The organism is Bradyrhizobium cenepequi, from assembly GCF_020329485.1.
GTDB classification, from domain to species: Bacteria; Pseudomonadota; Alphaproteobacteria; order Rhizobiales; family Xanthobacteraceae; genus Bradyrhizobium; species Bradyrhizobium cenepequi.
This window is the reverse complement of sequence record NZ_JAGKJI010000106.1, coordinates 1-6,620: the sequence shown is the minus strand read 5'-3', so window position 1 is coordinate 6,620 and position 6,620 is coordinate 1. Positions and strand designations below refer to the sequence as shown.

The window sequence follows — 6,620 nt, the reverse complement described above, 5'->3', positions numbered from 1 at the left end:
ATCTCGCCCGGCTCGATCCGGAAGCCGCGGATCTTCACCTGGTCGTCGTTGCGGCCCAAGAACGCCAGATTGCCGTCCGGCAGATAGCGCGCAAGGTCGCCGGTCTTGTACAGCCGGTCGCCTGCCACAAAGGGATTGGCGATGAACCGCTCCGCCGTCAGCTCCGGCTGGTTCAGATACCCCCGCGCGACCCCCGCCCCGCCGATGTAGAGCTCCCCGACCGCGCCAAACGGAACGGGCGCACCATGACCGTCGAGCAGGTACACACGCGTGTTCGCAATCGGACGCCCGATCGGGACAATTGTCCCATCAAAATCATCGGGGCAGCTCCACGCTGTCACGTCGATCGCAGCTTCCGTCGGACCGTAGAGATTGTGCAGGCCCGTCCAAGGCAATACGCGCCGAACCTTGTGCACACTGGCGGCAGGGAGCGCCTCACCGCTGCATAAAACACGCCGCAGCGATGTGCAGCGGTCAACCCCCTTCGCATCGATAAAGCTGACCAGCATCGATGGTACGAAGTGTGCCGTGGTGATGCGCTCCCTGATGATCAAGTCCACCAATGCATCGGGATCTTTGTGCGCATCCGGAGGCGCCAGCACCAGGGTCGCGCCTTCAAGCAAGGTCCAGAAGAACTCCCAGGCCGAGACATCGAAGCCAAATGGCGTCTTCTGCAACACGACATCCGTTGCCTTGAGAGCGTAGGCGTTTTGCATCCAGATCAGGCGGTTGATAATGGCCCGATGCTCATTCTGCGCCCCTTTTGGCGTGCCTGTTGATCCCGAGGTGTAGATCACATAGGCGAGATGGCGTGAGCTGAGGCCAAGCCCACGCGGGTCCGGATCCGACGCCGGCAGGTTTGCCCACGCCGGCGTTGCCATCTCCAGATCGAGCGCCGTCACATCGGCGAGCGCCTCGGTGCCGAGCGCGGCGCGGCCGGCCGCATCGCAAAGCAGCAGCTGCGGCGCGGCATCGCCCAGCACCTGGCGCAGCCGCTGAGACGGGTAGGCCGGATCCAGCGGCAGATAGGCGCCGCCCGCCTTCAGGATCGCCAAGAGCCCCACCACCATCGCCGGGCTGCGCTCCAGGCAGATCGCCACCGGCTGATCCGGCCTGACCCCGAGCGCGATCAGGTGATGCGCCAGCCGGTTGGCCCGCGCATTGAGCTCGCCATAGCTCAGGCGCTCGTCCTCATGGACGAGGGCGACCGCTTCGGGTGCGCGCCGGACCTGTTGCTCGAACAGCTCATGGATGCACCGCTCCGACGGATAGGCCGCCGCCGTCCGGTTCAACTCCTCCAGCAGATAGCTGCGTTCGTCGGCCGGCAGGATGTCGATGCGGCCGACCGGCTGCCCGGCATCGGCAACCATCGCCCGCAGCAGCGCCAGCAGATAACCACGCTGCCGCTCGATCGTCGCCTGATCGAACAGCGCCGTGGCATAATCAAACGTTCCGGCTATGACCTCATCACACTGGCCTAGACTCAGCTCCAGATCGAACTTGACCTGATCGAGCCCTTCCCCGGCAGCCTCCACGCTCAGCCCGGCAAGGTCGAACGACCCGACGGCGTTGTTCTGCCAGGCCAACATCACCTGGAACAACGGCGTGTGATCGAGATGCCGGGGCGGCTTGACGATCTCGACTACCTGCTCGAACGGCAGGTCCTGATGCTCCTGCGCCCCCAGCGCCGTGCGCCGCGTCCGTTCCAAAAGCTGCGACACGCTCGGCTCGCCCGACAGGTCCAGCCGAAGCGCCAGGGTGTTGACGAAGAAGCCGATCAACCCTTCGATCTCGCGCCGGCCGCGATTGGCGCTCGGCACGCCGATCACAAGGTCGTGCTGCCCCGACAGACGCGACAGCACCGCCGCCCAGCCCGCCAGCACCGTCATGAACAACGTCGTGCCATGCTGCCGGCTCAGCCGCTTCAACTCCCGCGTCAGATCCGCATCGATGACAACGGGAACACTGGTCCCGGCAAACGACTGCTGGGCCGGCCGCGGCCGGTCCGTCGGCAGCGCAAGACGGGCCGGAGCACCCGACAGGGTGTCGCGCCAATACTGCGCCTGCTTCTGCAGCCGTTCCCCCGACAGCCACTGCCGTTGCCAGGCGGCATAATCAGGGTACTGGATTGCCAGCGGCGGCAAAGGATCGTCCTGTCCAGCCTCAAACGCCCGGTAAAGCTGACTGAGTTCACGCACCAGCACGCCCAGCGACCAGCCGTCCGAGATGATGTGATGCTGGGTCAGCAGGAAGACGTGTTCCTCATCCGACATCCGGATCAGACGCCCGCGGATCAGCGGCCCGCGCGCAAGATCGAACGGCGTGCCTGCCTCTTCATGGCACAGCTCCAGAAGCGCCGCCTCAGCATCCGGCCGGCCCCGCAGATCGTGCTCGAGCACCGGCAGCCCCGCATCCGCCGGCAGAACCTCAACCCGGGGCTTGCCCTCCGGTGCGACAAAGATACTGCGCAACGCCTCGTGACGGGCAAACAAACGGTCAAGGCTGCGCTGCCAGGCGCTGCGGTCGAGCGCCCCACGCAGCCGCGAGGCCAGCGGAATGTGGTAGTTCGTGCTGCCCTCGTCCAGCTGCGCCAAAAACCACAGCCGCTGCTGCGCAAACGACAGCACCAGCGGCTCATGACGCGACACGGCCGCAATCGCCGGCAGCTCTTGCAAACCGGATCGGCTCAACACCTCCACGATGCTTGCCGCCAGCTCCGCCAGCACCGGTTTGGCAAACAGCGTCGTCAGCGACAGCTGTACACCCAGCGCTTGCGACAGCCGGCTCAAGAATCGCACGGCAAGAAGCGAGTGGCCGCCCAGTGCGAAGAAGTGGTCGTGGCGGCCGACCCGCTCGAGCCCCAGAAGCTCCGACCAGATCTCGGCCAACGCCGTCTCGATCTCGCCCCGCGGCGCCTCATAGGCGGCGCGCGCATACGCCTCATCCTCCGGCGGGGGCAGCGCCTTGCGATCGAGCTTCCCGTTCGGGGTCAACGGCAGTCGCGCAAGCCGCACAAACGCACTCGGCACCATGTAGTCCGGCAGCCGCGCACTTAAGTGTGCGCGCAAGGCACCGGCCAGCTCGCCTCCATCCAGCCCGTTCGATGCTGCTTCGGGCGCACACACCACATAGCCGACAAGACGCGTCTCGCCCGCGCGATCCTCTTGCGCCACCACCACAGCCTCGCGCAGCAACGCGTGCTCAGAGAGCCGCGCCGCGATCTCGCCCGGCTCGATCCGGAAGCCGCGGATCTTCACCTGGTCGTCGTTGCGCCCCAAGAACGCCAGATTGCCGTCCGGCAGGTAGCGCGCCAGATCCCCGGTCTTGTACAGCCGGTCGCCTGCCACAAAGGGATTGGCGATGAACCGCTCCGCCGTCAGCTCCGGCTGGTTCAGATAGCCACGCGCGACCCCCGCCCCGCCCATGTAGAGCTCGCCGACCGCCCCGAACGGAACCGGCGCGCCATGACCGTCGAGCAGATAAACTTTAGTGTTCGCGATCGGTCGGCCAATCGTCTCAACGACAGCCTCTCCCCTTCGCATGCAGATCCAGGTCGAGTACGTCGTCGTTTCGGATGGAGCGTACAGATTACAAACCTTCTGGACGCCGCTGTTCTCGAAGACCCTCTCGATCAGATCGGCCTTCAGCCGCTCACCGCACGAATTGATGACGTTTGTCGAATCCGGCACGGCTTTCTTATCGACCAGGGCGGCGATCGCGGAGGGGACTGTGTTGATCAAGGAGACATCCAAGGACCTCTGCGCCAGCGCCAGCGCATTCTCAACAAGATACAGCGTGCTTCCTTGCGAAAGCGGAACGAAGCACTCATAGACCGACAGATCAAAACTGATCGAGGTAGAAAACAGCGTGCGGCTGATCTCTGATTCCGCAAACACCTCGCTGCTCCAATGCAGCAGGTTCACGGTGCTCGCATGCTCGATCATCACGCCCTTGGGCGTGCCTGTTGATCCCGAGGTGTAGATCACGTAGGCGAGATGGCGCGAGGTGAGACCAAGCCCACGCGGGTCCGGATCCGACGCCGGCAGGTTTGCCCACGCCGGCGTTGCCGCCTCCAGATCGACCACCGTCAGATCGCGAAGCGCATCAGCGCCCAGCGCGGCGCGCCCCGCCGCGTCGGCCAGCAGCAGAGGCGGCGCCGCATCGTTGAGCACCTGCCGCAGCCGCGCCGACGGATAGGCCGGGTCCAGCGGCAGATACGCCCCGCCCGCCTTCAGGATCGCCAAAAGCCCCACCACCATCGCCACGCGGCGCTCAAGGCAGATCGCGACCGGCTGATCCGGCGTCACCCCGCGCGCGATCAGGTGATGCGCCAGGCGGTTGGCCCGTGCATTGAGCTCGCCATAGCTTAAGCGCGCGTCCGCGCAGACCACCGCCACCGCGTCCGGCGCCTTGCGCACCTGCGCCTCGAACAGCTCGTGGATGCATTGCTGCTCAGGATAAGGCGCCGCCGTCCGGTTCAACTCCTCCAACAGGTAGGTGCGCTCAGCGGACGACAGCAGCTCAATGCGGCCGACCGGCTGCTGCGCATCAGCCACCATCGCCCGCAGCAGCGCCAGCAGATAACCCCGCTGCCGCTCGATGGTCGCCTGATCGAACAGCGCCGTCGCATAGCCCAGCGTTCCGGCGATCACCTCGCCATGCTCGCGAAGGCTCAGCTCCAGATCGAACTTGACCTGATCGTACCCATCCGCCGCCGCCGCCACACTCAACCCGGGAAGATCGAAGGACTGAGCGGCGTTGTTCTGCCAAGCCAGCATCACCTGGAACAGTGGCGTGTGATCAAGATGCCGTGGCGGCTGCACGATCTCCACCACCCGCTCAAACGGCAGGTCCTGATGCCCCTGCGCCCCCAAGGCCGTGCGCCGCGTCCGCTCCAACAGCTCTGCCACGCTCGGCGCGCCCGACAGGTCGAGGCGAAGCGCCAGGGTGTTGACGAAGAAGCCGATCAACTCTTCGATCTCGCGGCGACCGCGATTGGCGCTCGGCACCCCGATCACAAGGTCGTCCTGCCCCGCCAGACGCGACAGCACCGCGGCCCACGCCGCCAACACCGTCATGAACAACGTCGTGCCATGCTGTCGGCTCAGCCGCTTCAACTCCCGCGTCAGATCCGCATCGATGACAACGGGCACATTGGCCCCGGCAAACGACTGCTGGGGTGGCCGCGGCCGGTCCGTCGGCAGCTCAAGTCGTGCCGGGGCGCCCGCCAGGGTGTTGCGCCAATACTGCGCCTGGCCCTGCAGCCGCTCGCCCGCCAGCCACTGCCGCTGCCAGGCGGCATAGTCCGGATACTGGATCGCCAGCGGCGGCAGCGGATCGTCTTCTCCGGCCAGGAACGCCCGGTACAGCTGACTGAGCTCACGCACCAAGACGCCCATCGACCAGCCGTCCGAGACAATATGATGCTGGGTGAGCAGGAAGACGTGCTCCTCATCGGAGGTCCGGATCAGCCGCCCGCGGATCAGCGGGCCGCGCACCAGATCGAACGGCGTGCGCGCCTCGTCATGGCACAGCTCCGACAGCGCGGCGTCCGCATCTCCCCGGTCCCGCAGATCGTGCTCTACGACTTGCAGCCCCGCATCAGGTGGCAGAATCTCAACCGAAGGTTCACCTTCCGAGGCGACAAAGACACTGCGCAGCGCCTCATGCCGCGCCACCAACCGGTCCAGGCTGCGCTGCCAGGCGCTGCGGTCGAGCATGCCGCGCAGCCGCACCGCCAGCGGGATGTGGTAGTTCGTGCTGCCCTGATCTAACTGCGCCAAAAACCACAGCCGCTGCTGCGCAAACGACAGTACAAGTGGCGCATCGCGCCCCACCCCTGGGATCGCGGTAGCCTCTCGGTTGCCACTCGGGTTTCTCTTCTTGGCGAGTAAAAGAAGCTTAGTTAAGCCTTCTACATCCAGCTTTTCCAAGCCGGTCCTAACTAAATCTGTCATTCCGAGGCACCCAGAGAGATCAGCTTCTGAAGCTCGTCGCAGTCAAATTCTCGTTCGAGCAGAGTAATAGAAGTTTCGCGAGCGAGGTCGGCCAGCACCGGTTTGGCGAACAGCGTCGTCAGCGGCAGTTCGACACCAACAGTCTGCGACATCCGGTTCAACAGCCGCACCACCAGCAGCGAGTGCCCGCCCAGCTGGAAGAAGTGGTCGTGCCGACCGACCCGCGCCAGCCCCAGAAGCTCCGCCCAGAGCTGCGCCAGCGCCGTCTCGATCTCGCCTTGCGGCGCCTCATAGGCGGCGCGCGCATAGGCCTCATCCGCCGGCGCCGGCAGCGCCTTGCGATCCAGCTTGCCGTTCACCGTCAGCGGCAGCGCCGCAAGCCGCACAAACGCGGCCGGCACCATGTAGTCCGGCAGCCGTGCACTTAAGTGTGCGCGCAAGGCACCGGCCAGCTCGCTTCCATCTCCCTCGTCCGATCCTGCCTCGGGCGCGCACACCACATAGCCGACAAGACGCGTCTCGCCCGCGCGATCCTCTTGCGCCACCACCACGGCCTCGCGCAGTAACGCGTGCTCAGAGAGCCGCGCCGCGATCTCGCCCGGCTCGATCCGGAAGCCGCGGATCTTCACCTGGTCGTCGTTGCGGCCCAAGAACGCCAGATTG

Annotated in this window: 2 protein-coding genes; both read right to left on the bottom strand. The window is 65.7% G+C overall.

What is annotated here, in order from left to right; translation table 11 throughout:
- Positions 1-5,957 (bottom strand): non-ribosomal peptide synthetase (locus J6497_RS39950; RefSeq protein WP_376708349.1); only part of this gene is annotated, 5,957 nt, incomplete at its 3' end.
- Positions 5,954-6,620 (bottom strand): phosphopantetheine-binding protein (locus tag J6497_RS39945; protein WP_225709634.1); only part of this gene is annotated, 667 nt, incomplete at its 5' end. The genes J6497_RS39945 and J6497_RS39950, both read right to left, overlap by 4 nt.